We start from the raw sequence: 25,812 nt of genomic DNA, 5'->3' as shown, positions 1-25,812 counted from the left end.
TTGGGTTGTAATAATAAACGTCAATAGCATTGTGATTAAACAATCACCTTAGCAACCTGTTGCTACTACAGCGCTCATTGCCGCTGCTTCACGTTTTTGTTGGCTAGTTTCAGTCAACGTCTCAGGTTCAATGATTCGAATCGCACCAGTAGGACAAACTTGAACACAAGAAGGGCCTGACTCTTGGTGATGACATAAATCACATTTTAATGCTTGGGTTTGCGGTACTTTGCGCGTAAACAACGCAGCACCTTTTGTCTCTTCAACCATCGTTGTCACCACATTCATTGCACCGTAGGGGCATGCAATAACGCAGGTTTTACAACCGATACAACGAGATTGAATCACTTTGACAAAACCATCTTCTAATACGATGGCGTTATTGGGACAAACCTGAGCACACGGCGCATCATCACATTGACGACACATTACAGGCGTAGTTACATGGGCATTTTTCACGACGGTTAAACGTGGTGAAAAATCCGATGGTGCCATTCCTGCTACCGTATTTTCTGCTTGATGCGATAACGCACAAGCGATTTCACAAGTTCGGCATCCAATACACAAATTTGGATCTGCAAAAACAAATCGGTTCATGGTGTATCCCTTGTTGATGTCGATACATCGCAATACATATCCGCATTGCGATACCTTATAAGCATGAGCTATGCCAGTTTTTACACCTTGAACAGCAAAAACGCAAACTATTAATATTTAAGACAAAAAAATAAAGCCTGATCGAAATCAGGCTTTATTTATAGCAATGAACATGTCTGATATGTATCGATAACCATCATCGACACACTTCGTCACATCTCATCGACACCTTATCGACAGGCCAACGATTAAGCATCGTCACTGTCGCAGTTTACTGCTAACAGTGGGTGAATCCGCCCGAGCCTTGCCAAGTTGGTAATTGTTGATAAATTTGCTCAACACCTTGCTGCACCATTTCCGTTAAAGGGAATGAAAAAGCAACAATCGCAGGCTGTATACCAATGAAGATCACTTCTGGTACAAAGGTCTTTAATTCATCGATTAAGAAATTCAACGGCAAACTGTGGGTCGACACCACATACATATCAACGATAGTCTCAGGATCAATAATTCGTACTTCCCCTGCTTCTTCACCAATATCTGCAGCATCAACCACCAGCACACGTTTCGGCATCGCTTTGCGAATAAGGTGTAAGCAATCCTCAGGCATCGAGCCACCTTCCAGCACGCTCCAATCCGCAATCGGATTCTCTTTCATCATCTTTGCGAGTAATGGACCAGCACCATCGTCTGCCATCATGCTGTTACCAACCGTCAATACAATATTGCTGACCGACAGATCGACATCGTCATTCGACACCGTTACGCCCATGACAGAAGAGAGGTTAATTTCCTCTAGCACAATTACTGTCCTCCTCGGATCATCATGTACATGGTTGGTTCGCGATGAATATCCCCTAAGGCTGCAATAAACCCATGGGTTAACTGTTTTGACTTCTCACTTTGAGTCGTACTATCAATACCATCAAACGCCAGTGCCAACATGTTTAAATGCTCGGGATAAATCGTGATTTCACCAAACACTAGAAAACCTTTCATTTTACGAAATGCTTCACCGCTTTGGTCTAATCCACTGATCCATTCAAGATACTCATGGCCTGAGCATTTCAATACCGCATCTAAGCAATCGACCACACCAAGATGGTGACCAATCGCCAAGCTGTAGTACATAATTTGCTTGGCTTCTTCTGGTACATCGTAGCTTTCATCAACAAACTTGCGACCCAAGCTGTAGAAATACACATTCTGCTCAAGGTGACGAGATTGCGTTAACTCTTCAGGTAAATCGGCAATCTTGCTATTAGGCATTTTCGCCTCCACAGCACGCTTTTTGCTCTGCCCCGCACGCAGGTTGTCCCGTTAATGCAGCCATGGTTTTGCTCAGCAGAATATTCACGATTTCGGTTAAACGTGGATCGTCTTTTTCCGCTAAGTAAGCAGCAATCTTGCTATCAACGTTATCCGCACTACAGGTTGCCAATACATCCATCACTTCATCTGCAATACGTTGGCCTTGAACATAACCGGCAAGTAAGCGGGCTTGACGCTCAATCATCACCTTAATATCCAGTGGAATTTCAGTATGTTTAAGGCTCGCTTTTTGCTCATCTGGATTATGCGTTTTCGCTTTCAGTTTCTGATCAAGCAAACCTAAAGCTACCGCAAAACCATAAATCGTTGCCGCAGGAGTTGGAGGACAGCCCGGAATGTACACATCAACAGGTACAATCTTGTCAGTACCGCCCCAGACACAATATAAGTCGTGGAAGATACCGCCATCACAACCACATGCACCATAAGAAATAACAATTTTAGGATCAGGCGCCGCTTCATAAGCACGAAGTGCGGGTGCACGCATTGCGCGAGTCACAGCCCCCGTAAATAGAAGAATATCGGCATGGCGAGGCGATGCGACAACCTTAATACCAAAACGCTCAGTATCAAATACAGGGGTTGTGGCTGCGAAAATTTCGATTTCACAGGCGTTACAACCACCACAGTCAACACGGTAAACATACGCCGAGCGACGAATCTGCTTAATAAGCGCGTCTTTTAATTTCTGGCTATTAGGCGGTAATGGAACAGGAACAGTTTGGGTATGAGCTGTACCATTTAGCTGTTTAATACCTTTCACATTTCCTCCTCAAGGTAACGTAGATGGCTAACGTTTTCGCTATCTAGCATATTGTTACTGCGACGACACTCAGGACAGGTTTCTAATTGTTGGCGACGTAACTCTAATTGATCAGCTGAAACACCCGTTTGTGCCAAAGTGTCTAGCACATAGTCCAATAGCTTTTTCGCTACAAACGGACGCTCACATTGGCGACAATTCGCCAGTTGGAACACCGCATGTTCGTACAGATCTTCTTTTCGGGTTACCGCTAATTCAAAGTTCTGCGAAAGCTTAATGGCTTTCGTTGGGCAGACTTCTTCACAGCGACCACAGTAAATGCATCGCGCCATCGACAATTCCCAACGGCGTGTACCCGCTTTTTCGTCAGTTTCCATCACCAACGCATTGGCAGGACAAGCACGCATACACGCAGCACAAGACAGACACTGATCTGCATCTAGCTCTGGCTTACCACGGAAGTCTTCATTCACTTCCAATGGTGCGAATGGGTATTTGGTTGTGACTTCACCGGTTTTTAAGACGGTCTTTAATAACTTAAACACAACGCCTCCTACAGCTTAAACGGTGAGTTTTTACGGTCGATGCTGTACTGCTCAATCGCTTTATATGGAATAGTTTTGCTTCGCTTCTTCTTCGTATCGACAATGGTGACACGGTCAGTACATGAGTAACATGGATCTAAACTACCGATAATTAACGGCGCATCAGCAACGGTGTTACCTCGTAACATGTAGCGTAACGTAGGCCAGTTCGCATACGTTGCTGCACGACAACGCCAGCGGAATAGTTTTTGGTTATCCCCTGTCATGCTCCAGTGCACGTTTTCACCACGCGGCGCTTCAGTAAAGCCCAACGCAAACTTATTCGGTACGTAGTTAAAACCTTCAGTGAGAATTGCACCCGGTGGTAGGTGATCAAGGCCGTATTCAACAATATTTAGTGAATCAAATACTTCACGGATACGAACCATCACACGTGATTGCACATCACCGCCGTCCATGGTTTGTAATTCCATTGGAACATCACCGTAAGACTCTAAAGATTGTCCATGAATAATACGTACATCACGCTTAAAGCCGCTAGCACGAATAAGTGGCCCAACAGGGCTGTAATCACGAGCAACTTGCTTCGATAAAATACCTACACCTGCAATACGGCTTTCGATATTAGGTGTTGCTAGAAGCACTTCCACCAACTCAGAAAAGGTTTTGCGTACTTCTTTGACCATCGCAATACCTTTTAAGCGTTGATCTTTAAGAAAATCTCGACGTACACCACCAATTAAGTTCATACCGTAAGTTTTACGGGCACCTGTTAGTAGCTCAGCAAGCTCCATAGTCTTTTCACGGACACGGAAGAACTGCATGAAACCTGAGTCAAAACCAACAAAGTGGCTAGATAAACCAATGTTTAGTAAGTGGCTGTGTAGACGTTCAACTTCAAGTAAAACAGTGCGGATCATCTTGGCGCGGAATGGCACATCAACCGATAACGCATTTTCAATCGTGTTGCTGTAACCCACACTATGGGTAAAGCCACAAATACCACAAACACGGTCCGTTAACTGCGCGACCTCGTGGTAACCCATGCGTGTTTCTGCCAGTTTTTCCATCCCACGGTGAACGTAGAACATACGGTAATCCGCATCAATAATGTCTTCACCGTCAACGAATAAACGAAAGTGGCCCGGTTCATCAGAGGTAATGTGTAATGGACCAACAGGTACAATACGGTTGCTGTCATCACCTAACTGATTATCAAAATTATAAGTTTCAGTTTCTGTGGTAGGTTGCGGACGCTGACGGTAATCCATCGCATCTTTACGTAGTGGGTGGAGATCTTCAGGCCAATCATCAGGAAGGACTAAACGACGTTCATCAGGTAAACCTACTGGACGTAAGCCGTACATATCACGCACTTCACGCTCGCCCCACACAGCAGCAGGAATGGTTGGCGTAATAGAAATAAACTCTTGGCTATTGGCATCAACCAGTACTTTTACCGTTACCCAACTTTTAACTTCCCCTTCCATAGAAAGCGCGTGATAAACCGCAAAGTGACCATTTAAGGTACGCTCGTCATTACCGAATGTAACGGTCAGCCAACCGCCTTGATCGTAATAAAGCCACTTCATCACTTCGACCAAAGAGGTCATTTTTACCGTGATGGTCACTTGATTATCCGTTTGCCACTCTTCATCAATAATGGCTGATGGAAAGAAATGATTCACACCATCGACATACTGTTTGCCAATCCGATTTGATTGCGGTTTAGTGGCATATTGTTCAAATGTATTGTTTGTCATTACTGTTTCTTACCAACCAAAAATTAAAAAGATAAGTGCCAACACGGCCACTAAAAATACAGGGAAAATAGCGCGGTGGATTTTCATAAAGCGGAAACGCGCCATGGTGTTTTCCGCAATACCTGCAATGAAGAAAACCACAAAAAGCTTGATGAATAAGATCACGGTTGCTGAAAATAAGCTGCCGAAACCTAATGATTGGGCTTTACCCCAAGGAATAAAAATCGCAAGGAAGAACTGAGCGACAACGAGCTGTTTTAGACCTAGGCCTAATTTCACCATCGCTAAACCAGCACCTGAGTATTCAGTCACAGGGCCTTCTTGTAGCTCTTGCTCTGCTTCTGCACTATCGAACGGTAATTTACCCATCTCAATAAACAGTGCAAATGCACACACAAGACCTGCCAAGATAATCGCTAATGGCGAATGCCAGCTGTCATTTGCCATCGCATGGCTAATATAACCAAGATCGGTTGTACCCATTGCTAATGCAACAACTACAATCGACAGGATCAGCATTGGCTCAACCAAGATACCAAGAGTCAATTCTCGGCTACTACCTAAGCCACCAAACATACTGTTTGAATCAATACCTGATAACGCAAAGAAGAAACGGAAAATAGCCAATAAGTAAATATCGGTAATAATATCGCCCGAAATAGGGAAAGGTGACACTTGCGTCACGGTTGGCAATGCCATACCGATCAACATCATAGTGATCACCATTACCCAAGGCGTGATCCAGAAAATAAAGCCTGCATTTGACGGTGATACCGACTGGCGCTGCAATAACTTATAAATATCTCGGTAGTCTTGGAGTACTCCCGGCCCTTTACGAGAATGAATTTTAGCGCGAATAACACGGGAAAATCCGGTGGCTAAAGGGGCAAGCAGTAGCATCAATAAAGCCTGAACAACAGCTAGCGTGATCCAACTAGCAGAAGGCATTTCAAGTGGGGACATTAGCAACTCACTCCTGAAATGAAAGGAAAGAACAACACCACAAATAGCGCAGCCGCACAGCACATAATGCAGACTTTTCGACCATCAAGTTGACTACCGTCAGCTACCGCAAATAAATGTGGTAAGACATGACGATCAATCAAAGATTGCTTTGGACGGTTGTCATAAATAAGGCTAAACATATGACGCATTGGACGCGTAATACCTTCGGCAGAAACTGTCATACGCTGCTCATATTGGTAACCACACGCCCAAGGATCACCTTGTTGACGACGTACCAAACGACGTTGACGGAACACATAAAGCAATATCGCTGGAACCAGTGCTAATAGCGCTAGCATAATCGCAATTACAGGGGTAGAGAGGATCGCTTGATCAGCCACTGCTGGATAAACCGCACTGCCTGTTGCAACAGAAACAGGGCCAAGATGAAGAATTGAAGATGCAATATCAGAGAAATAAGGTGCAATCCAAGGCGAGCCCACACCTAATACAATACATAATATCGCTAACATCGTTGTTGCTGTTGTCATGCCAGCGCCCACTTCACGAGTATTCGCCGCTTGTCCTGTTTTCGGTGCACCAGTAAAGCAGATACCGTAAACCTTCACAAAACACATACAAGCTAATGCACCTGTTAGTGCCAGCATTACCATACCGAACGGGCCAAACAACATATTTGCTGCGGTTCCTACTTTACCCATGCTAAATAGTGATTGATAAATAAACCACTCAGACACAAAACCGTTAAACGGTGGCAACGCACAAATCGCTAAGGTACCAATTAAGAACGCAATGGCTGTTTTTGGCATGGTCTTACCCAAACCGCCCATCTTATCCATGTCTTTGGTATGCATACGGTACACAATAGAGCCTGAGCCTAAACACAATAAGCCTTTGAAGATCGCATGGTTTAATAAGTGGTATAAACCACCCAGTAAGCCCAATAGCGCAAGCACTGGATGATGGCTTGCGATACCAATCATACTGACACCGACACCAATTAAGATGATGCCAATATTTTCAATCGTGTGGTAAGCCAATAGACGCTTAATATCATGTTCTGCTAACGCATACATTACGCCTAAAACAGACGATACCGCACCGAAGATCAGAACAAGGAAACCCCACCATAACTGGGTTGCGCCAAGGAAAATAATACTGAATTTTAAGATGCCATAGATACCAATCTTCACCATCACACATGAGATCAAGGTAGAGCAGTACGAAGGCGAAATAGGATAGGCTTTAATTAACCAACCGTGTAAACCAACACCCGCTGATTTAATACCGAAACCAACTAACGCTAATAGGAAGGTTAATGATGCAAAGCCAGCACTTATTGGTGTAGTAGTGAACGCACTAAAGTCATAGCTATGGGCATTTATCGATAGGATCAAAAATGCAGCCATGATCAAAAAGCTAGCAATATGATCGACAATAAAGTAATTCAAACCAGCCTTACGACTTGCCAAACTACCATCGCTGATCACAATCAACCATGATGCGATTGAGACCACTTCCATAAACACCATAAAAGTGATCACATTGGCTGAAATCACTAATACCGTCATTGCCGCAGCAAAGATGTTAAATAGGATATTGATTTTCCAACCCGATTTACCCAGATATTCTTTTAAATAATTAATCGAATAAATAGACGCCGCCATGGTCACTATGGATATTACCACCACCATTAAGGCTGAAAGCATATCCATATTCACCATACAGCGCGTCGCCAGTGCAAAATCGGCTGAGTCATAATGACCCACAATGGTAGACACACCCGCTAAAACACCAAACACGCCACCAAATGCACTAATCACACCCGCCAAACGTAAACTATCACGTTCATCCTTACGACCAAGCCAAGAAATAAGGGCTGCTACACCGTAGCTGATCACAGCAAATAAAACTAAAACTAACGGATTCATTTGTTCATAGCTCCTGATTTCACAGAAACGGCACTGTCAGCCGCGCTTTCACGTTTACTGTGGCGTGCTTTCATCACTTTACTCTCATCAATCAACACAATTGCTTGAGTAGGACAGACTTGTGCACAGGCAGGCCCTTGTTCACGAAAACCACATAAATCACATTTCACTGCGATACTTTTCACGCCCGGTTCCCATGCCAAAATATCTTGACCAAAAGTGCTAGGTATTGACGTTGATGGGTTACTAGAACGAGGAGTAGAAGGGATATAGGTATCGTAACTGTTTGCCATCGCAATTGGTCGACTACCATCAAAAGCGATAGCACCAAACGGACACGCGACTGCACATAATGTACAACCAACACAAAGCGACTCGTTAAGAACAACACGATCTGCTTGTTTAGAAATAGCTTGTACCGGACATACAGCCGCACAAGGCGCGTCTTCACAGTGACGACACATAACAGGTGCCGTAGCATTGTCATGTTTAACCACGGTAAGACGAGGATGGCTTTGCAGTCCGACTTTTTTATGTTCTTCGGAGCACGCTGCCATGCAGGTGCCACAACCGATACATTTGTCGGGATCTGCAACAACAAAGCTTTTCATGATCTTTCCAGTTAATTGCAAAAAGCATCACAAAAAGCAATAATCATACCAATAAGGTATCTTTGTGTTTTATTAGCTAAAGATCATTCACTTATACCTAGCGCGCTCTCCTACTCTTCACTTTTTATTACTACTAAAAGGAAATAAACATAGGATGTTCGCCTATCGACACTGCTATCGACACCTTATTTCGACAGTAGTGTCGACACAAAACCACAAACAAGAAAAAACTGTTTTATAATTGAGCTTCATGCGATGGACATTTACCACCTAACTTTATGAATATGACTAATGATTAAGAAAAAACACCTTCATTCAACCATGCCCTTCTATCTGCTTTTTATTGCAGGTATTGTTGATGCTATTGGCTTTATCCATCTGAAAAATGGCCTGTTTATCTCTTTTATGAGTGGTAACACAACCCATGTGGGCATACTGTTAACCTCAGGCAATACACCACAAGCGTGGCACTACATTGGGGTTATTGTATTATTTGTTTTAGGTGCTGCCGTCGGCGAAGCTATCGCGATAGCTAACAAACCTTTTTATCGCAGTATGATCATGGCGCTAGTCACATTAGTGCTATCAGCAACATTGTTTGTTGAGCCTATCGCTAAACCAATTGTGACCAATTTCTTCTTAAGCTTTGCTATGGGTATTCAAAATATCGCACTGCGATTAACCATTGAAAAATCAACCGCACTCACTTACGTAACAGGTTTTTTGGTTAATACTGGACGTTCTATTGCCATGCTATTAATGGGTGAAGGCGATCGTAGCACGTTTTTTCGCCATTTCAGCTTATGGTTATCCATCTTTCTTGGCGCAATTGCAGGAACACAAGTGATGGATTACTCCTTCAAATATGCATTACTTCTCCCGATCATCTTAAGCTTAATTGCAACAGGCATTTTATTCTGGACCCATGAAATTGCGGATGATTAATAGTTACAGTAACCAATAAAACGAAAAAGCCGACGTGATGTCGGCTTTTTTGTATCTCAAAACCCTTGACCTGTCTAAAGCTTCATAGTTTATAGTTCGCCTATCAATAAAGGGGAAAGCTGCCATGTACCGTATTTCTGAGTTAGCGCAAAAGGTGGGATTAAGTCGTTCCACATTACTTTATTACGAAAAGCTTAAACTGATCACTGGCACACGCTTAAGCAATGGTTATCGTGGCTATACCGACAAAGATGTGCAACGGGTAAAACTGTTACAGCAACTGCAAGCAGGCGGGCTTTCATTGAAAGAGTGCCAATCCTGTTTAGATGCCCAAATAGATCGAGATCTGCTACTTCAACGGCTAAATATTCTTGATGAAGAAATCGCCCAAAAACAGAAAGCCCGTGATTTGCTTTCTGCCATGCTGGGTATAAATTCGATGAAAGAATGGCATCAATCAATGGAATCAGCAGCACCCTCGGCTCACTTAGAGTGGCTAATGAAGCAAGGTTTCAGTGAAAAACAAGCCTTACGATTAAAATGGCTATCAAAAGATATGAACGAACATGAGTAATACATGGCAGACTTTGAAGCGATCTTTGATGATTTAGAACGACTTGGCCCTAGTTGTGATGAAGACTCTCTAAAAGCACTTGAAACATTGCCCATTAAATCTGGTGAAGTGTTAGATATCGGCTGTGGTAAAGGTGTTGTTACTACCTTATTAGCTAAACATGGCGATTTTCATATCACGGCATTAGACAACGATGAATATAACTTAAGTTGTTTAAACGAAGCAGCTATTGAAAACGGGCTTAAACATCGCATCACTTCTGTTTGCGCCAGTATGACCACAATGCCTTTTGAAGAACAACGTTTTGATGTGCTGTGGGCTGAAGGCAGTGCTTACATCATGGGGGTTGAGCAAGCACTTAAACAATGGAAACCATTTATTAAGGCTCATGGCTATTTGGTTATCAGTGACTTGGTTTGGTTAGCCGATAATCCAAGCCAAGAAGCAGTCGATTTCTGGCAGCAAAACTATCCAGATATGACCACCAGCGAACAACGAGTCAAACAGATGCAGCAAGCAGGTTTTGAAGTGATCAGCCACTTTACCCAAAGTGATCAGTCATGGACAAACTACCTAGCACCATTACAAAACAAGATCGCTCAATTGGATAATCAACATTTCACGTCCAATGCCATTAAAGATATTAAGAACGAAATCCATATTCATGAGCACTATTTAGGTCAATACAGCTATCAATTATTTGTATTAAAGAAAAAAGGTTAAACATGATCATTCGAGTAGAAAAAGATTCAGACATTACTGTGATTGAAACGCTAACTTACAGTGCATTTAAAGATCATCCTCATCATGAACCGGGCTCAGAACCAACCGAGCACTTAATCGTTAACCGCCTACGAGATTCTAACGCCTTAACACTATCGTTAGTCGCAGAAGTAAACAATCAAGTTATTGGTCATATCGCTTTCTCCCCAGTACTGATCAATGGTGAAGCTACAAACTGGTACGGTTTAGCACCTGTATCAGTATTGCCAGAACAACAAGGAAAAGGGATTGGTAAAGCGTTAATTAACGAAGGATTAGCCCAGTTAAAAGAACATGGTGCAGAGGGATTCGTACTATTAGGTGAGCCTGAATATTATGGTCGATTTGGTTTTAAAGCCCAACCAGAATTAACCCTAACAGGTGTGCCAGCTGAATACTTCTTAGCCCTGCCTGTTAAAGATTCAATTCCGACAGGTGAAGTAAGCTATCACCCAGCATTTTTTGAATAATGCATTTAAAAGCCGGCGTAGTGTCGGCTAATTATATATGGTTGAAAAATATCATTACTAATAACCTTGTTTTTTCAAGTTTATTAAAAACCCTTAGCAACCTCATCTTAAAACGAATTTCTACTTTTTAGCAATCCACCTTATCATCCAATTATGAATAATGATAAATGCTATAAAAGTCGATTAATAAGAAAATAAATTCCAGAAAATGCGTTTCTTATTAATGAAACAGACAAAAATATAAAGCATAATTTTTGGTTATGGATTACCTAAAGTTGTGTTTATATATCATTACAATAAAGATCAATAATGTACGCACAACTTAAAGAAAGATACTTTAAAATAGTCAGTTTCTTATCAAATTTTATATTTAATTACTGATAATAATTTTAGATTATCAAATTTTTCTATCATTAATTTAAGTGGCTCACTCTTTTTATATCTTTATTAAAAATGCATATAAAAACAGGATACTCAATGAATAATTCAACACTAATGAAACGCTACGACTATCTGGATAATATCAAGTGGGTTTTGACGATATTAGTGATTTTGCACCATTGTGCATCCACGGCAGGTCTGGATCCTATTGGTTACAATTTGCCCCATGTCAAAGAATCAATGCAATATCAATATGAGATTTTAGGCACATTCCAGGGCATCAACCAGTCATTTTTTATGTCACTGTTTTTCTTTATATCAGCCTACTTCGTGATCCCTTCTTTTGAACGTAAAGGGGCTGGAAAGTTTATGTTGGATAAACTAAAACGCCTCGGGATCCCTACACTAATCACCTTATTTTTGATCGAAACACGTGGATCGATTGAGTCTGCTGTATCAAGCATTAAAGGCTTTTTCCTTACCGGAAATATTGGATTAGGCGTCACCTGGTTCTGTTGGACCTTGATTGTATTTAGCGCGGTATTTGCATTGTTCCAAGTTGTCAGTACTGGGAATCAGAAGGTTGACACTGATAAACCTTTTCCGGCGCTTTGGAAGATCTTGCTGTTTGCCATTATGATAATTCCGGTCAATTTCGTTGGCTTATATCTGATGGAAACACTAGGTAGCAATTTCTTAGGCTTTCACCTTCTTAAATATTTCCCGATGTATATCAGCATGTTTTACTTTGGTATCTTAGCTTATAGGTATCAGTGGCTCGATAAGTTAGAACGTAAACACGCTTTTTTAGGAATTCTAATGTGGGTAGCGGGATTATTCATCTATACGATAGCTTCTAGCTATGGTCTGAATAGTGAGATGCTTAATATGGTTTATGTGGCAATACGTGGATTCACTGTGATAGGGATGTCGATGTTTCTACTCTATAACTTCAAAATGCTATTCAATACCAAGGGACGATGGAGCTCTATGTTGACCCGTATCGCTTTTGCTGCCTATGTGGTGCAGAATATCCCAATGCGGTTTACCGCAGACTTTTATCAGTCTTTTATGACCCAAACACCCTTAATCAACTTTGTGGTCATTGCTATCCCCTCTGTGATCGGTTCTTTTGCTATTGGCTATCTTATCTGCAAGACCCCCGTTCTAAAACGTATTTTCTGATCTAGCTAAACGTGTGACTCTCATCTCGGTGATAGAGTCACAGCTAGTCGAGCTTATTGGATATAGCATTTGGACTGGTAGTAATAGCTACGCACCACTTATCACTACTAGTCTCGATGTGTCGTTTACTGTATACATAACTCATTCTGGTAGACTCAGCGGAATCTCCAGCGAATAGAGGTTGCATATTTCTAGTAACCAAACTCTCCAGATATGACCAATAGAGAACAATACATTTAAAAGCCGGCGTAATACCGGCTATTTATGTATATACTCTCCACCATAAGAAAACGTCTTTATTATTTAATACTTCTGTAAAAATATACTTGGTAAAAAAACATCACCAATAACCTTTGTTTTTTTAAGCTTATTAAATATTTTCACGACCTCATTTAAAAAACCACTAATTAATTTTCTTATCAAGAATAATTAGAAATGTAAAACATAATATTTCGTTATGGGTTATATAAATGCTTGTTTATATATCATGACAATAGATAATAATAAAATACAGCCAACTTAAAAACGATAACCAAATTAAATCAGTCACTTAAAATTGATTTATTAACATTTATTTGCTGATTATCTTTCAAATATATCTATTTACATGACATTTTCCCACATTTTTAAAAAGGTTTTTATATGAAAAAGTTATGCCTATTCGTACTCATTTCAACAATATTAGTGGGTTGTGGCGGTGGCGGCGGTAATGACGATAATAATAGCGGTGGCGGTGGTGGTGGTGGTACAGACAAAGCTACTCCACTTGATCTTGGTAATTTAACATCTGATGTTAAAAAGCAATACGCACAAGTTAACTATGATACTTTTTTAGTTATTACTGAAAGCGCCCTAAACTGTGCAAAAGATCTTAACATTGGCGAAACCGATAATACTTGTGCAGTTATCGATAGTGGCAATCATAATGAAGGGTTGAGTATTGAAGAGATATCAGGGACTTTATCTGTTCAAAAGCAAGCTGATAAGATTCAGATAAGCACGGTTAAAGACATACAATTTCATGCACCTTTAATTAATCAAAACACAAATACTTTTAAGCTCAATCAAAATAATATTGCTAACACACAAAAAGAAACAAATTTTATTAAAATACCAGAGGCAACAGATCAAGAAGCCAATATTCAAGAAGTCGAATCCGACCAAGTGTATTTAGGTGGTACTTTTACCTTCTCAAATGATAATGGTATCAAAACCGTTGACGCTTTTGCTCATGAATTCTATGGTTTAATTTATAGTCATAATACCAACACAGATGAAAGTCATTTTGTCAGTAGCATAAGTCGATTAGTGGGTAAAAATAATGCTATGGTCGACTGGAGTACAGATGAAAACGGTGTAATTAGACCAATCTAATTTCATTAATTCAAAAATTAAGCCAAACTTAAAAAGTTAAGTTTGGCTTTTATTTAAAACTGATTAGCGTTCTTAAATATCTAAACGCCTATTGAGAGTGTATTTAGACAGCATCTTTAAGTTGTATTTTCTTACCTAAACGGCTGCTTTCCAACGCCAACTCTATTAACTTAATATTTAAAAGCGCATCTTCTGCTTTAACTGGACATGTCACACCTTGGCGAATGGCTTTAGCCACTTGGTGATAATATTCCTGATAACACCCTTTCACTGTTGGCACAGGCGTACAACTTTGCTCATCATAAAAGTTGCCATACTGAGACGGTGATTCTGCTAACCAATCTTCATTTACAGGCATAACACCAGAAACTAAGTATTGCTCTTGCGGATCAATACCCAGCTTTTCATAACAGCCACCAGTACCTTTAATAGTAAAACGCTTATTTTCGCCAGCACTTATCATGTCGCCATGAAGCACAACAAGGTGAGTTGAGTAATGTAAAAGTAAGTGGAAGTAATCAACATTATTAGAGCCTTTACGCGTGACTCTACAATCTGCCGTGATCGCGTCTGGTAATCCAAACAAGGTGATCGATTGATCCAGCAGATGTGATCCTAAATCAAATAATATGCCGCCACCATCTGCGGCTTGCTCTTTCCAACGTTCGCGAACCACAGGACGAAAGCGATCGAAGTGAGATTCAAAATGTTTTAACTCTCCAAAACGTTTTTCATCGATCATTTTTTTCACGGTAAGAAAGTCACCATCCCAACGTCGATTGTGGTAAATACTCAGCATTAGCCCCTTTTCTTTTGCTAATGCGATCAGTACTTCTCCATCTTCAACCTTGGTGACAAATGGCTTTTCAATAATGACGTGTTTACCATTCTCTAAGGCTGCTTTCGCTAACTGAAAGTGGACATCATTTGGCGCGGTAATGATCACTAATTCAGCATCGGAGGAGGTTATCAGCGCTTCTGCACTATCAAAATGTTGAATTAATGGCCAATCTTCTTGAAGTTGTTGTTGCTTACTTGTGCTTATCGCCGTTAGCTCAAACTCTTTTAGGCTTGTAATAAATGGAATATGAAAGGTTTGAGCTGAAAAACCATAACCAATAACCGCTGTTTTGATCGCTGAGCACGCCATGTTCATTTCTCCATACCGAATAATTGGCAATTGAATAATATCGTTTCATTTGTACAAACACTGACAAACTCAAATACCAGCCAGTCATCTATCTGTGTGAGAAACTTATCATCATGGAGCAATGTAGGAAATGCAACTTACACATTTTTTGTTGTTTTAAGTGGTAAAAACAGGAAAACATAGAGCTGTATTTCACTTTAATAGTCAAATATTGCTATTTAGCGCATCTGAATAACTGTACCGTTATCAGTTAGGCCATGAGTGACAAAAACGTCACCTTGATTTGAGATCAATACCGCCTCAATCCCTGCCTGACGATTAAGATAAGCAAGCGCATCATCAATGGATGATAAAAAACCAGCAGTGCTCCATATTTCACCATCAACAGAGAGCTTTGAAATAATCGTCACACTCGCGATATTGGTTGAGATAGGCTTGCCCGTTTGCCCATCAAGAAGGTGATGGTATCGCTGCCCATGGTATTCAAAATAACGTTCATTAATGCCAGACGTTACCATTGAATAATCTCTTAAAGGCACAACTCGGCAGATATCGCCACGCGAAGCTGCCAGCGGGTTTTGAATACCGACATTCCATGTTTGTGAAGCATTCTCAGGCGAGTAACCAATGGTCAGTACATTACCACCAAGGTTAATAAAGCCATGCTCGACCCCGTTAGCGGTAAGAAAATCTTTGATCCGATCAGCAAAATATCCCTTAGCGATAGCGCCTAAATCTATCTGCATACCCGTTTGAGAAAGGTATACCGACTGATAGTCATCATCTAGGATAATGTTTGATGGATCGACAAGCTGTAATTTTTCCGCAAGCTCCACATCGGTGGGTAACTTGGCATCTTTAAAACCGATATGCCATGTTTTAACCAGTGGCCCAATCGCCACATTAAACGGATTTTGAGGATCGACACTGATCGCTTTTGATTTCTTAATCAGCGCATAAAGATCCGGCTTTACACGGACAGCTCGAATGCCTGCGTAGTTATTGACGCGCATCAGTTCAGATTGCGTCTGATTAACCGTAAAACGTTGAGTAAATTCTTGAAGTTGCAGATAACATTCTTTGATCAATGCTTCACCACGTTCATGATGAACCACAAGATCAATAAAGGTTCCCATCATAGGAAAACGCGTTTTATAACTTGCCATTAACTCTGTTCTCGTTAAATAGTAAAAAGGGAAGCACATGGCTTCCCTTTGTACCCAAGTAACTTCAAGATGCTTGGGTATATATCTAATTAAACGCGGTTAGATACGCTATCACCCGCTATACGACCATAAGTGAAGATATCAATCAACGCATTACCACCTAAACGGTTACCAGCATGAATACCACCAGTCACCTCACCGGCTGCATATAGCCCAGAGATTGGTGTCCCCGTTTTATCCAATACACACGCTTGAGTATTGATCTTCAAGCCACCCATTGTATGGTGAACTGAAGGCTTACGTGGCGTTGCATAGAACGGTGCTTTTTCCACTTTTAAGCCAAGTGCGCCTTTGTGGAATTCAGGATCACGCCCTTCATCAACGTAGCTGTTATAACGGCGAATCGTTTCTGTTAACGCTTCGGTCGGTACATTAATTTTTTGCGCTAATTCTTCAATGGAATCTGCTTTGATAATAATACCTTCTTCGATCTCACGCTCAATGGTTTCATCTGTGGTGTTCGCTGCTGTTTGACGGATAGCTTCATCAGCAATCATATAAATCACACCACCATTGTCGAAGAAAGAACGAGAAAGCACGTCTCGACTTTCACATTCATCGACAAAGCGCTTGCCTTGGTTGTTAACAAAGACAAAGTTTTCAGGTGGAACAATAAGACCCGTTAATAACGCACCAGATTTAGGATCACCAATCGGCATTAACTGAACATATTCCATGCCCACTAAATCAGCACCGACTTTTTCACCGATTTCAATACCATCACCAATAAGCGCAGGTGAGTTGGTTGTTTTAATATCGTCGGCAATCTCGTTCCAGTAGTTGTTGTATTTTTGCAGCATTTTGGTGTTAGCACCAAAACCACCAGACGCCAGTACAACACCACAATGAGTGGTTAGCACATATTTTGTACCGTCTGAATGCGTTGCTTTAATACCGACCACTTTTCCATCATCAACAATCAATTCCTCAGCTCGCGCATCCGTAATGATATGACCACCTTGGGCAATTACTTGCTTTTGCAGTTTTTCGACAAACTCAACACCTTTAGGGCGATTAGGTTTGTGCGCTCGACGCCATAGCGCACCAACAGCGATATCCACCATGCCACGGTTAAAGTCGATGCCTTTTTCCGTTAACCAATCAATCGATTCCATTGCACGACTTGTTAACGTCTGTACTAAATCGTATTGACCATGAATTGGTTCGCCATCAAGGTTAGTACGTTTACCACCTAGGTATGTCTGAATTAGGTGCAGTTCAACGGAATCAAACAGGTAATTTTTGCCACTTTCAGTATCAAGGAAATAGTTAGCTAATTGATCTTTTAGTGTGCGGAAATCTGCAAGATATTCTTCTGCAATGTCTGATTCAGGTGTATCGGCAATTGCTTTAAGATAATCCACTTCACCAGCAATCGCAGGGAAATCTTTTACCCACTTAGGCTCTGCTGCATTCACCCAACCGCCTGTACGTACAGTGTTACCACCAACAGCAGGGAATTTTTCTAGCAAGATAACAGACTTACCATTATCTAAAGCAGTAAGCGCTGCACTTAAACCTGCACCACCGCCACCGACAACAACAACATCGACAGTTTTTTCGATAACTTCCGTAGACCATTCAACCGCTTCACGTGCTTTACAACGAAGCGCTTCCGAGTTACCACCCGCTAAATCAACAGCATCAGATACACCGTCAATAACCGCTTGGCTACTCACTGTCGCACCAGAAATCACATCAATATTTAGCGTTTGGCCTTCCATAATTTGTTGCGGAATACGTTCAAACGCAGGGTTAGCAATACCGTCTGACTCTTTTGATGAATCAACGATAATATCGAGGATCTTGTCTTCAGAGAACGTCACCGTTACAGGTAATTTGCCATTATGACCGTAGCCATAAGCGGTGTACTCACCAGGCTCAAAGGTGATCTCAACGTTTTGTAATTCTTTAATACGCTGGTGCTTTAATGCCTCAGCTTTACTATCAACAATCATGTAATCCATGATTTCCCAAAGTGGTGTTGGGATCTTCAGTTGATGTTGTTGCTCAATATCAGCGAACTCGGCACATTCTTCACCATTGATCGCTTTGGTCGCCCATGTTGGTTCAACAAGGAAACCTTTACCCACACTCACCATGTCGTAACCTTGTGCTAACGCTTGATCAGCATCTGAACGCTGAGCGATACCACCAACACCTATTACAGGGATTTTGGCAACATTGTCAGATTTAAGCGCATGGTATTTACGAATAAGTAGTTCTTTATCTTCAGGGTTTACAATCGAATTTCGAGTATAGTTACCCATCGAAAAGTGGAAATAATCAAGACCACTCGCAGCCAACTTATCAAGCAAGTACATGGTATCTTCAAAACGAATACCAGGCTCTTCAATTTCTTCAGGAGAGAAACGGTAACCAATAATGAAATCATCGCGTTGGTGATCAGCGACAACTCTTTTCGCTTCATTTAAAACAGCAAGAGGGAATGTCGTACGTTTTTCAATATCACCGCCCCACTTATCATTTCGACGGTTTGAGTGTGGAGAGAAAAACTGTTGAAGGATGTATGTATTAGCGCCATGGATCTCAACACCATCAAAGCCCGCAACAATTGCACGATGAACAGCATTAGCAAAAGCATCAATCATGAAGCCAATCTGCTCTTTCGTCATTTCAAGTGGTGTTTCTGCATTATCGCGAAGCGCAGCGACAGGACTCGCCGATATAGGTTGATGGCCACCATTGTATTCGCCATTTGCCATACGGCCGGCATGGTAGATCTGAAGAATAGCCTTTGAGCCTTTCTCTTTAATTGCCGATGCTAACTTCTTAAGCCCAGCAATTTTACTGTCGGTATTGATACCTAATGCACCGGGAAATGCTCTACCGTAATTTTCAACAAACGCACTTTCAACAATGACTGCGCCAGCATCGCCAGAGCGAGCGGCATAATAGTCGATCATTTCTTGTGTAACACCACCATCAAAAAATGCAGATTGAATGGTCATTGGTGCCATAACAATGCGGTTTTTGAATTTGGCTTGTGATAAGCCTAATTGAATTTCATCTGTTAATTTATTCACTGATTCATATTCCAATAATAATTAATACTTATATTAAAAATCACTAAATAAGCAGTTAAATTTAAGTAGCTTTTAAAATAAGAACTAAGGCAATTAACTAATATTGAATGAAATTACTACAGCGGTAATTCTCAGTAAAATGATACATCTGCATTTAGTCTATGCATAAAGCACATAAAACCATTAACATTTAAATAAATTCTCTTTCTATTAACATTTAAATTTAAACAAGCAAACAAAATAAGAGAAAAATTTACTTAGTATGAGCAGTTATGAAAAAATAAACATCGTTGAAAATGGAGAATATAACTACTATCAACAGCTTAATTTTCACGAAATTGACTAATAATAAAAATAATCAAAAAATGATAAAACGGAGAGTGGTTGTCCTATTCCTCAGAAAAAATTGCCGTATTAAAATAGAAATCATTTCTATTTTTCTTTAATCTTTATTTGCAAAATTGAATTTCATTATTGGCTGGATTTATGCCTTTGATGACAGTGAATAAAACCAATAATAAAAAAGCTGACATTAAGTCAGCTTCTATTGAAAACGTTGTATGTTAATCAATAAACTTATTATTCATAGCCCAACGAGTGATCACCTCTTTTGCTAATGGCGCAGGGCCAAAGAAACGTTCTTGATCGCTAATGTCAGCAACAAAACGCCCTTTTTTGAAGAACAGGAACATTTCAAGCATATCATAGCCAAGCTCACTGAATAGTTTGATTGGGCGAACAAGTAATTGGAAAACAAACCATGGCACAGTCCATGTTGATAACTTCTTACCTGTCACTTCACTAATTAATTGCACCAATTCCGCTTGGCTTTTAGCACCATCACTCCAACCTACATCAATCGATTTATTATTGATTTCATCACCTTCAAATGCGGCAGCTTTAGCAAGATAATCAGCTAAATCATCAGTCAAAATGTACGACCACTTAGTAGTTGTATCGCCAATTGCGTAAAAACGACCCGCTTTAAAGCCATCCGCAATGTAATCAGACGTTTGATCTAAAAACGCTGGTGCACGCACAAATACATAAGGAATGCCGACTTGCTTAATCACATCTTCTGCAACTTTTTTAGCATGAAAATGTGGCACGCTTTGCGCTTCATCGCTATTAACAATACTCAAGAAAACAAAGCGTTCAATGTTTGCTCGTGCTGCTGCTTCTGCGAGATTTTTATTACCTTGGAAATCGGCATCAAGGCTCTCTTTCATATAACCGTTAGCAGAGCTAATCACCACATCCACACCTTGTAATGCAGCATCTAAAGAAGCAGGATCCATCATGTCAGCCTGTACCCACTCTAGCTCTGAAAATTCACCTTTTGGTGCACCACGGCGTGACATCGCTTTAATATCGACGTTTGAATGCTGCATTAAACTACGTAAAATTTTACGACCTAGGAAACCTGTGGCACCAACAACAAGGACTTTCTTCTTTTGAGTTTGCATAATCATTTTCTCGTTAATCTCTGACGTTGAAGCCATGTTATATAATTCTATATTTGGATTAAATACTATAAAATGGAAATAATTGGTTCAAAAATGGGATAATCATGAAATCACTTGATGATATGGCGTTATTTGTAGAAGTCGCCAACGTAATGAGCTTTCGCCAAGCCGCAGAGATTACTGGAGTGCCTAATTCCACCCTTTCAAGGCGCATCAGTGCATTAGAAAAAGCCATTGGGCTGCGTTTGCTCCACCGTACAACACGAAAAATTGAACTCACAGAGGCCGGTCAACTGTATTACGAGCGTTGTCGTCGTATTGTTGAAGAAGCCAAACTCGCCCATCAACAATTGAGTGATATAGCAGAAAATCCTAGTGGTACGGTTCGCGTGTCTGCCCCTATTGATTTTGCGACCCACTTCATTGCGCCATTACTACCCGAATTTTCAAAACAATATCCCGATATTGAATTGGAATTTGATTTATCTTCACGGCGTGTGGATATGACATCGGAATATTTCGACGTAGCAATTCGAGCAGGTGAAAGTGAAAGCTCAAGCTTAATTGCTCGTAAACTCGCTAACTTCCATCACTATGTTTATGGTTCTCCCGCTTATTTAGCGCAGTATGGCGAACCACAATCACCAGACGAACTTACTCAACATCAGTGTTTTAGTATCGTAAAGTCAGCCCATTGGGCATTACATAGCAAAGATAAATCGGCAGATATTAAGGTAAACAGCAAACTATTTGTAAATAGTATTGGCATGATCAAGCAATTAATAGTGCTCAATATGGGATTGGGATTACTTCCACAAGAAATGATCACAGATGAGTTAGCGCAAGGAACATTACAACGCATATTACCGGACTGGCAAAGTTCTCCTGTGCCGATATACGCCATAACCGAAACACGGTTACTACCCGCCAAGACTCGCTGTTTTATTAACTTTATTCAAAGTAAACTTGAATAGGTAAACTCAAGCGATTCATCGAGCAATATTAAGCTCAATTACTCTTCTTCCATTAAGATTTTCATCATCTGCTGATGGTGATTCAGGAAGTTTCGAGTGATCTCATAATGCTCGGTATCCTCATACGTTGTTTCATCGATGCCACTATCACTGAACTGATAGATTTTAGCTCTTGGGTAGGCCAATAAAATCGGTGAGTGAGTAGCAATAATAAATTGCGAACCTGCTTCAACTAAACGATGCATTTCTGAAAGCGCAGCCATTTGTCTAGCTGGTGAGAGAGCAGCTTCGGGCTCATCCATAATGTATAAACCATTACCGCGTAACTTATTAGAGATCGTTGCCATGAAAGATTCACCATGAGATTGATGGTGTAGTGATTGCCCACCATAACCTTGCAACGGTGGCGGCATAAGCTGATCTAAATAAGTGGCAACATTATAAAAACTCTCAGCCCTTAAAAAATAGAAGTCTTTCGGGCGTTTAAAACTTTTCACGGTTTTAATGTAGCGATCTAACTCAGAATGCGTTTGCGCGGTAGCAAAACCGGTATTCTTGTTCCCCCCTTCCGCATTAAGCCCCATCGCGACTGCAATCGCTTCAATTAGCGTAGATTTTCCTGAACCATTTTCACCGACAAAAAAAGTAACATCAGGATGAAATTCAATGACATCTAACTCTTTGAGGGCTGGAATACAAAACGGAAATTGATCGTAATTATCAATTTTTTCGCGCTTTAAAGCGATTTCTCGTAGGTAAGGTTTTTCTTCAAAACTCATAAATCTCAAACAGTGTTATTTATTTCTAAAATAGTTTAACCATGTTATCCGTTATCACATTGAAATAAAATGAGCGAGAAAGTTAGTACCCACTCAATTTATATCAACCATGAATAACGGATCTATTCCGCTTGAGATGGTGCTGCTTCTGTTGCAGATGCGGGTGTTGAAGAGGTTGGAGTATCAACTAAGGGTGCTGCCGCATCTTGCTGAATTTGCGTTGCTGTTGGTGAGTCAGCATGCGTTTGTGATTCTACAACTGGCGCTGCATTGGTAGATTCTGGCGTTGAAGATGTTGGAGTATCGATTAAAGGTGCTGCTAAAGGTGTAGCTGAATCTTGTTGGGTTTGTGCCTCTGTAGGCTGTTCCGTTACAACAGGAGCGCTTGATGCGACATCGACGCCAGAGCATGACATCCCTAAGCTGGTTAATTTTTCAGCAAAAGATTTCGCTTTTTCTTCACAGTAACCGACCTCATGTTTCGCATCCCATAATACAGCAGTGCCTTCCGGCTTAGTATAGCGAACTTCACACGGTACTTTGCTATTTGGATTAGCATAAACAACTTCGATGACACGCTCAGAATGATCACTTTTACACACATACCTATCTTGTGCATGTGCTTGAAAAGCGAGAATAGATAGCGCAACCAATAATAGTGATTTCATCATATAACTCCCCAAAATATACGTTATAAAAGAGATAACAATCTTATCTTATTCGCTAAACAATGACTTGAAGCTGAATATTTAACGCGATAGATGATTTAACCTTTACTATTCAAACAGTATAAGGGCTTTGACAATAAACATAGAATTAAATTTATCATTATGTGATTGGGTATTGCATACATTTAAGAGCAATAACCGTAATAGGCAGACAATAAAAAAGGCTCATTACGAGCCTTTAATTTTGATGACAAGAAATGCAATCGCATGAAATTATTGATGCGCTGCTTTCTTCTCAACCACTTTTTCAAAATGGAAAAATGCTTCTTTAATACATTCTTCTAAATTTACGTTATGCGCTTTAGCACTCACTTTATGGAATACTTCAGTATCCATTTTCAAATCAACAGCATAGCCTGTATCTTCTTTGATGATATCCACATGAAGATGTTTAAATTCAGGATCGATAACCATCATCTTTTCAATATAATCAGATACTACTGCTTTGATTGAATCAGTTAGTTCCATATGTTCACATTTGATTTTTAAGCTCATGATACACCTCAGTAATTCTCTTAAATATCTGACACTGAATGTAAGCCTAAAAATAAAAAAAGTCTCATCCTAAAAAAGTAATATTAATACTCAAAAAATGACTTCGCTTCACCTTTATTCTTCAGGTAATACCCAATCAGGACGCGGAAAATGACAGGTATAGCCATTAGGTCGGTGAAGTAAATAATCTTGGTGTTCTGGCTCTGCTTGCCAAAAATCACTTGCTGGCACGACTTCTGTTACTACCGTGCCCGGCCAAATGCCAGAAGCATTGATACGCTTAATCAAATCTTGGGCCGTGTTTTTTTGCGCCTCTGAAGTATAGAAAATCGCAGAGCGATAAGAAGTACCGATATCATTACCTTGGCGATTGGTCGTTGTTGGATCATGAATTTGAAAGAAGTACGCCAAAATATTTTCAAAACTGGTTTGGTCATCATCAAAAGTTATTTCAATCGCTTCAGCATGAGTACCATGATTGGGATAAGTGGCATTTGCCACATCACCGCCCGTATAGCCAACGCGGGTTGTTATTACCCCAGTTTGACGACGAATAAGATCTTGCATCCCCCAAAAACAGCCGCCAGCAAGTATCGCTTTTTGTTGTGCCATCGTTAACTCCTTCGCATTCTTAAATCCTAATTCAATATATACCCTATCAATAAATCGTCAGGGATGAACAGTATTTGTGATTGAAAAACAGCTAAAAACTTATTTCAACGTCCTCAAGAAAAGTCTTAATTTAGCAATAGATTCTGCCTTCATATACCTAATTGACTGATGATCACGGTAAAGAACAAGTATACCTATTAATATAAAATCAAATAGCGAGTTGATAAAACCAGGGACGATTCATTGGATATTTTAATTTATAGTTTAATTGCCGCAGCATTACTTCCTTACATAGCCAAAATACCTCTCGCCGTCGCAATGCATAAAGTGGGAGGCTACGATAATAACCATCCCCGAGACCAACAAGCAAAATTGCATGGTTTTGGTGCGCGAGCATTAGCAGCACATCAAAATGCCTTTGAATCACTGATTATTTTTTCCATGGCCGTTTTGTTAGCAATCGCAACAGGCACCACAAATGAAAAAATTCAGTTATTGGCACTTCTCCACATTAGCTTTAGAGTTGTCTACCACATACTGTATCTAATAAATCTCGGTGTTTTACGTTCCATCGCTTGGACGATAGCAATCGGCTGCTCATTTATCATTATGGGACAGTGCCTGTCGAGTTAATCAAAAGTAAGACATAAAAGTAGATTGAAGGTGCGACTTAATAAATGCACTTGATAAAAAGCATTAGCGTAACTATAAATTTATATGCAAGTGTCTAGGTTCATCATAACCATTGCCCCTCATTCCAAATATGTGACTAGAGGGGCTTTTTATATCAATTAAATACAAACCATTTTTATATCTGTGCACCATATCCTATGTGTAATTGGATATATTTTGATATTTTGCATGCGATTTTTTGATATTAATTTAATGATGGCAGATTTTATTGAATTGCATTGATAACACATTCTTTGTTATTAATCTGATATCGGTTGGAATGGAGATTTACGATGAATCACTGGACAGACTTTTTCCCTTATGTCGCTATGGCGATTAAAGTCATTGCGTTAATGGTTGCTGGATATTTTGCGATCAAGTGGCACTTCGACCAAGACAGAAAACTGAAGAATAAAGAAAAACAAGAACAACAGATTAAAACGCAAGATTAGGAAATCTTACAA

At 40.4% G+C, this 25,812-nt stretch carries 24 protein-coding genes and 1 pseudogene; 8 read left to right on the top strand and 17 right to left on the bottom strand.

What is annotated here, in order from left to right; translation table 11 throughout:
* Positions 1 to 48: 48 nt before the first annotated feature.
* The 9 genes from C9J41_RS06105 to C9J41_RS06065 all read right to left on the bottom strand — a co-directional run bounded on the left by C9J41_RS06105 (position 49) and on the right by C9J41_RS06065 (position 8,508).
* A complete protein-coding gene (locus C9J41_RS06105) occupies positions 49 to 597 on the bottom strand; it encodes a 4Fe-4S binding protein (protein ID WP_107246240.1) in 549 nt (182 codons plus the stop codon).
* A 277-nt stretch (positions 598 to 874) separates the two neighbouring features.
* Positions 875 to 1,369 carry a hydrogenase maturation peptidase HycI gene (gene hycI / locus C9J41_RS06100; protein WP_107206800.1) on the bottom strand — a complete coding sequence of 165 codons (495 nt, stop codon included), beginning with the start codon at positions 1,367 to 1,369 and terminating at the stop codon, positions 875 to 877.
* 32 nt (positions 1,370 to 1,401) lie between these two features.
* Complete coding sequence (locus C9J41_RS06095) at positions 1,402 to 1,866, bottom strand: formate hydrogenlyase maturation HycH family protein (protein ID WP_107294340.1); 465 nt, start codon at positions 1,864 to 1,866, stop codon at positions 1,402 to 1,404.
* A complete protein-coding gene (locus C9J41_RS06090; protein WP_107206728.1) occupies positions 1,859 to 2,692 on the bottom strand; it encodes an NADH-quinone oxidoreductase subunit B family protein in 834 nt (277 codons plus the stop codon). The genes C9J41_RS06095 and C9J41_RS06090 overlap by 8 nt, the downstream gene beginning before the upstream one ends.
* Positions 2,689 to 3,237 (bottom strand): formate hydrogenlyase complex iron-sulfur subunit, encoded by a 549-nt coding sequence (locus C9J41_RS06085; RefSeq protein WP_045132255.1) that lies wholly within the window; start codon positions 3,235 to 3,237, stop codon positions 2,689 to 2,691. The genes C9J41_RS06090 and C9J41_RS06085 overlap by 4 nt, the downstream gene beginning before the upstream one ends.
* Before the next feature lie 8 nt (positions 3,238 to 3,245).
* Complete coding sequence (locus tag C9J41_RS06080; protein WP_107206729.1) at positions 3,246 to 5,000, bottom strand: NADH-quinone oxidoreductase subunit C; 1,755 nt, start codon at positions 4,998 to 5,000, stop codon at positions 3,246 to 3,248.
* Between the two features lie 9 nt (positions 5,001 to 5,009).
* On the bottom strand, positions 5,010 to 5,963 hold the full coding sequence (locus C9J41_RS06075) for a respiratory chain complex I subunit 1 family protein (RefSeq protein WP_107206730.1): 954 nt from the start codon (positions 5,961 to 5,963) through the stop codon (positions 5,010 to 5,012).
* On the bottom strand, positions 5,963 to 7,897 hold the full coding sequence (locus C9J41_RS06070; protein WP_107206731.1) for a proton-conducting transporter membrane subunit: 1,935 nt from the start codon (positions 7,895 to 7,897) through the stop codon (positions 5,963 to 5,965). The genes C9J41_RS06075 and C9J41_RS06070 overlap by 1 nt, the downstream gene beginning before the upstream one ends.
* On the bottom strand, positions 7,894 to 8,508 hold the full coding sequence (locus C9J41_RS06065; protein ID WP_045083233.1) for a 4Fe-4S dicluster domain-containing protein: 615 nt from the start codon (positions 8,506 to 8,508) through the stop codon (positions 7,894 to 7,896). Before C9J41_RS06065 ends, C9J41_RS06070 begins: the two co-directional genes overlap by 4 nt.
* Before the next feature lie 291 nt (positions 8,509 to 8,799).
* On the opposite strand from C9J41_RS06065, the gene C9J41_RS06060 reads away from it, so the two are divergent.
* The 5 genes and pseudogenes from C9J41_RS06060 (at position 8,800) to C9J41_RS06040 (ending at position 14,199) form a co-directional block, all read left to right on the top strand.
* A complete protein-coding gene (locus C9J41_RS06060) occupies positions 8,800 to 9,453 on the top strand; it encodes a YoaK family protein (RefSeq protein ID WP_107206732.1) in 654 nt (217 codons plus the stop codon).
* Positions 9,454 to 9,577: 124 nt separating this feature from the next.
* A pseudogene (locus C9J41_RS06055) lies at positions 9,578 to 10,750 on the top strand (MerR family transcriptional regulator).
* 2 nt (positions 10,751 to 10,752) lie between these two features.
* Entirely contained in the window at positions 10,753 to 11,259 is a 507-nt protein-coding gene (locus tag C9J41_RS06050) for a GNAT family N-acetyltransferase (RefSeq protein WP_107287518.1), read from the top strand.
* Between the two features lie 477 nt (positions 11,260 to 11,736).
* A complete protein-coding gene (locus C9J41_RS06045) occupies positions 11,737 to 12,825 on the top strand; it encodes an acyltransferase (protein ID WP_107206735.1) in 1,089 nt (362 codons plus the stop codon).
* Positions 12,826 to 13,467: 642 nt separating this feature from the next.
* Entirely contained in the window at positions 13,468 to 14,199 is a 732-nt protein-coding gene (locus C9J41_RS06040) for a hypothetical protein (protein WP_107246246.1), read from the top strand.
* Between the two features lie 103 nt (positions 14,200 to 14,302).
* Here C9J41_RS06040 and C9J41_RS06035 read toward each other — a convergent pair whose 3' ends face one another.
* The 4 genes from C9J41_RS06035 to C9J41_RS06020 form a co-directional block, all read right to left on the bottom strand.
* Positions 14,303 to 15,349: an oxidoreductase gene (locus C9J41_RS06035; protein WP_107294339.1), complete on the bottom strand. Its 1,047-nt coding sequence runs from the start codon at positions 15,347 to 15,349 to the stop codon at positions 14,303 to 14,305.
* Between the two features lie 218 nt (positions 15,350 to 15,567).
* Positions 15,568 to 16,515 (bottom strand): FAD:protein FMN transferase, encoded by a 948-nt coding sequence (locus C9J41_RS06030; RefSeq protein ID WP_107246249.1) that lies wholly within the window; start codon positions 16,513 to 16,515, stop codon positions 15,568 to 15,570.
* Positions 16,516 to 16,604: 89 nt separating this feature from the next.
* The gene (locus tag C9J41_RS06025) at positions 16,605 to 19,622 is read right to left on the bottom strand and encodes a flavocytochrome c (protein ID WP_107246251.1); all 3,018 of its coding nucleotides are present in this window, start codon (positions 19,620 to 19,622) and stop codon (positions 16,605 to 16,607) included.
* Between the two features lie 563 nt (positions 19,623 to 20,185).
* Positions 20,186 to 21,088 carry an SDR family oxidoreductase gene (locus tag C9J41_RS06020; RefSeq protein WP_233220390.1) on the bottom strand — a complete coding sequence of 301 codons (903 nt, stop codon included), beginning with the start codon at positions 21,086 to 21,088 and terminating at the stop codon, positions 20,186 to 20,188.
* 104 nt (positions 21,089 to 21,192) lie between these two features.
* On the opposite strand from C9J41_RS06020, the gene C9J41_RS06015 reads away from it, so the two are divergent.
* The gene (locus C9J41_RS06015) at positions 21,193 to 22,062 is read left to right on the top strand and encodes a LysR family transcriptional regulator (RefSeq protein WP_107206741.1); all 870 of its coding nucleotides are present in this window, start codon (positions 21,193 to 21,195) and stop codon (positions 22,060 to 22,062) included.
* Positions 22,063 to 22,100: 38 nt separating this feature from the next.
* Here C9J41_RS06015 and C9J41_RS06010 read toward each other — a convergent pair whose 3' ends face one another.
* The 4 genes from C9J41_RS06010 to msrA all read right to left on the bottom strand — a co-directional run bounded on the left by C9J41_RS06010 (position 22,101) and on the right by msrA (position 24,676).
* Positions 22,101 to 22,841 (bottom strand): AAA family ATPase, encoded by a 741-nt coding sequence (locus tag C9J41_RS06010; protein WP_107261219.1) that lies wholly within the window; start codon positions 22,839 to 22,841, stop codon positions 22,101 to 22,103.
* A gap of 122 nt (positions 22,842 to 22,963) precedes the next feature.
* Positions 22,964 to 23,512 (bottom strand): hypothetical protein, encoded by a 549-nt coding sequence (locus C9J41_RS06005; protein ID WP_233217708.1) that lies wholly within the window; start codon positions 23,510 to 23,512, stop codon positions 22,964 to 22,966.
* A 270-nt stretch (positions 23,513 to 23,782) separates the two neighbouring features.
* Complete coding sequence (locus tag C9J41_RS06000; RefSeq protein WP_107246254.1) at positions 23,783 to 24,064, bottom strand: HPF/RaiA family ribosome-associated protein; 282 nt, start codon at positions 24,062 to 24,064, stop codon at positions 23,783 to 23,785.
* Positions 24,065 to 24,178: 114 nt separating this feature from the next.
* Entirely contained in the window at positions 24,179 to 24,676 is a 498-nt protein-coding gene (msrA, locus tag C9J41_RS05995; RefSeq protein WP_005366207.1) for a peptide-methionine (S)-S-oxide reductase MsrA, read from the bottom strand.
* A 243-nt stretch (positions 24,677 to 24,919) separates the two neighbouring features.
* On the opposite strand from msrA, the gene C9J41_RS05990 reads away from it, so the two are divergent.
* Both C9J41_RS05990 and C9J41_RS21890 read left to right on the top strand, forming a co-directional pair.
* Positions 24,920 to 25,309 carry an MAPEG family protein gene (locus C9J41_RS05990; protein ID WP_107246255.1) on the top strand — a complete coding sequence of 130 codons (390 nt, stop codon included), beginning with the start codon at positions 24,920 to 24,922 and terminating at the stop codon, positions 25,307 to 25,309.
* A 332-nt stretch (positions 25,310 to 25,641) separates the two neighbouring features.
* On the top strand, positions 25,642 to 25,800 hold the full coding sequence (locus C9J41_RS21890; protein WP_005366214.1) for a hypothetical protein: 159 nt from the start codon (positions 25,642 to 25,644) through the stop codon (positions 25,798 to 25,800).
* The last annotated feature ends 12 nt before the right edge of the window (positions 25,801 to 25,812 follow it).

The organism is Photobacterium sp. GB-50 (assembly GCF_003026755.1).
Taxonomy (GTDB): domain Bacteria; phylum Pseudomonadota; class Gammaproteobacteria; order Enterobacterales; family Vibrionaceae; genus Photobacterium.
The sequence above is the reverse complement of the archived record's forward strand: the minus strand, read 5'-3'. Positions and strand labels throughout refer to the sequence as shown.

Excerpts from the sequence above, each read along its gene's own strand:
- C9J41_RS06105 (WP_107246240.1), bottom strand. The coding sequence starts at position 597 with ATGAACCGATTTGTTTTTGCAGATCCAAATTTGTGTATTGGATGCCGA.
- hycI (WP_107206800.1), bottom strand. The coding sequence starts at position 1,369 with ATGGGCGTAACGGTGTCGAATGACGATGTCGATCTGTCGGTCAGCAAT.
- C9J41_RS06095 (WP_107294340.1), bottom strand. The coding sequence starts at position 1,866 with ATGCCTAATAGCAAGATTGCCGATTTACCTGAAGAGTTAACGCAATCT.
- C9J41_RS06080 (WP_107206729.1), bottom strand. The coding sequence starts at position 5,000 with ATGACAAACAATACATTTGAACAATATGCCACTAAACCGCAATCAAAT.
- C9J41_RS06075 (WP_107206730.1), bottom strand. The coding sequence starts at position 5,963 with ATGTCCCCACTTGAAATGCCTTCTGCTAGTTGGATCACGCTAGCTGTT.
- C9J41_RS06070 (WP_107206731.1), bottom strand. The coding sequence starts at position 7,897 with ATGAATCCGTTAGTTTTAGTTTTATTTGCTGTGATCAGCTACGGTGTA.
- C9J41_RS06065 (WP_045083233.1), bottom strand. The coding sequence starts at position 8,508 with ATGAAAAGCTTTGTTGTTGCAGATCCCGACAAATGTATCGGTTGTGGC.
- C9J41_RS06060 (WP_107206732.1), top strand. The coding sequence starts at position 8,800 with ATGATTAAGAAAAAACACCTTCATTCAACCATGCCCTTCTATCTGCTT.
- C9J41_RS06050 (WP_107287518.1), top strand. The coding sequence starts at position 10,753 with ATGATCATTCGAGTAGAAAAAGATTCAGACATTACTGTGATTGAAACG.
- C9J41_RS06045 (WP_107206735.1), top strand. The coding sequence starts at position 11,737 with ATGAATAATTCAACACTAATGAAACGCTACGACTATCTGGATAATATC.
- C9J41_RS06040 (WP_107246246.1), top strand. The coding sequence starts at position 13,468 with ATGAAAAAGTTATGCCTATTCGTACTCATTTCAACAATATTAGTGGGT.
- C9J41_RS06035 (WP_107294339.1), bottom strand. The coding sequence starts at position 15,349 with ATGGCGTGCTCAGCGATCAAAACAGCGGTTATTGGTTATGGTTTTTCA.
- C9J41_RS06030 (WP_107246249.1), bottom strand. The coding sequence starts at position 16,515 with ATGGCAAGTTATAAAACGCGTTTTCCTATGATGGGAACCTTTATTGAT.
- C9J41_RS06020 (WP_233220390.1), bottom strand. The coding sequence starts at position 21,088 with ATGCAAACTCAAAAGAAGAAAGTCCTTGTTGTTGGTGCCACAGGTTTC.
- C9J41_RS06015 (WP_107206741.1), top strand. The coding sequence starts at position 21,193 with ATGAAATCACTTGATGATATGGCGTTATTTGTAGAAGTCGCCAACGTA.
- C9J41_RS06010 (WP_107261219.1), bottom strand. The coding sequence starts at position 22,841 with ATGAGTTTTGAAGAAAAACCTTACCTACGAGAAATCGCTTTAAAGCGC.
- C9J41_RS06005 (WP_233217708.1), bottom strand. The coding sequence starts at position 23,512 with ATGATGAAATCACTATTATTGGTTGCGCTATCTATTCTCGCTTTTCAA.
- C9J41_RS06000 (WP_107246254.1), bottom strand. The coding sequence starts at position 24,064 with ATGAGCTTAAAAATCAAATGTGAACATATGGAACTAACTGATTCAATC.
- msrA (WP_005366207.1), bottom strand. The coding sequence starts at position 24,676 with ATGGCACAACAAAAAGCGATACTTGCTGGCGGCTGTTTTTGGGGGATG.
- C9J41_RS21890 (WP_005366214.1), top strand. The coding sequence starts at position 25,642 with ATGAATCACTGGACAGACTTTTTCCCTTATGTCGCTATGGCGATTAAA.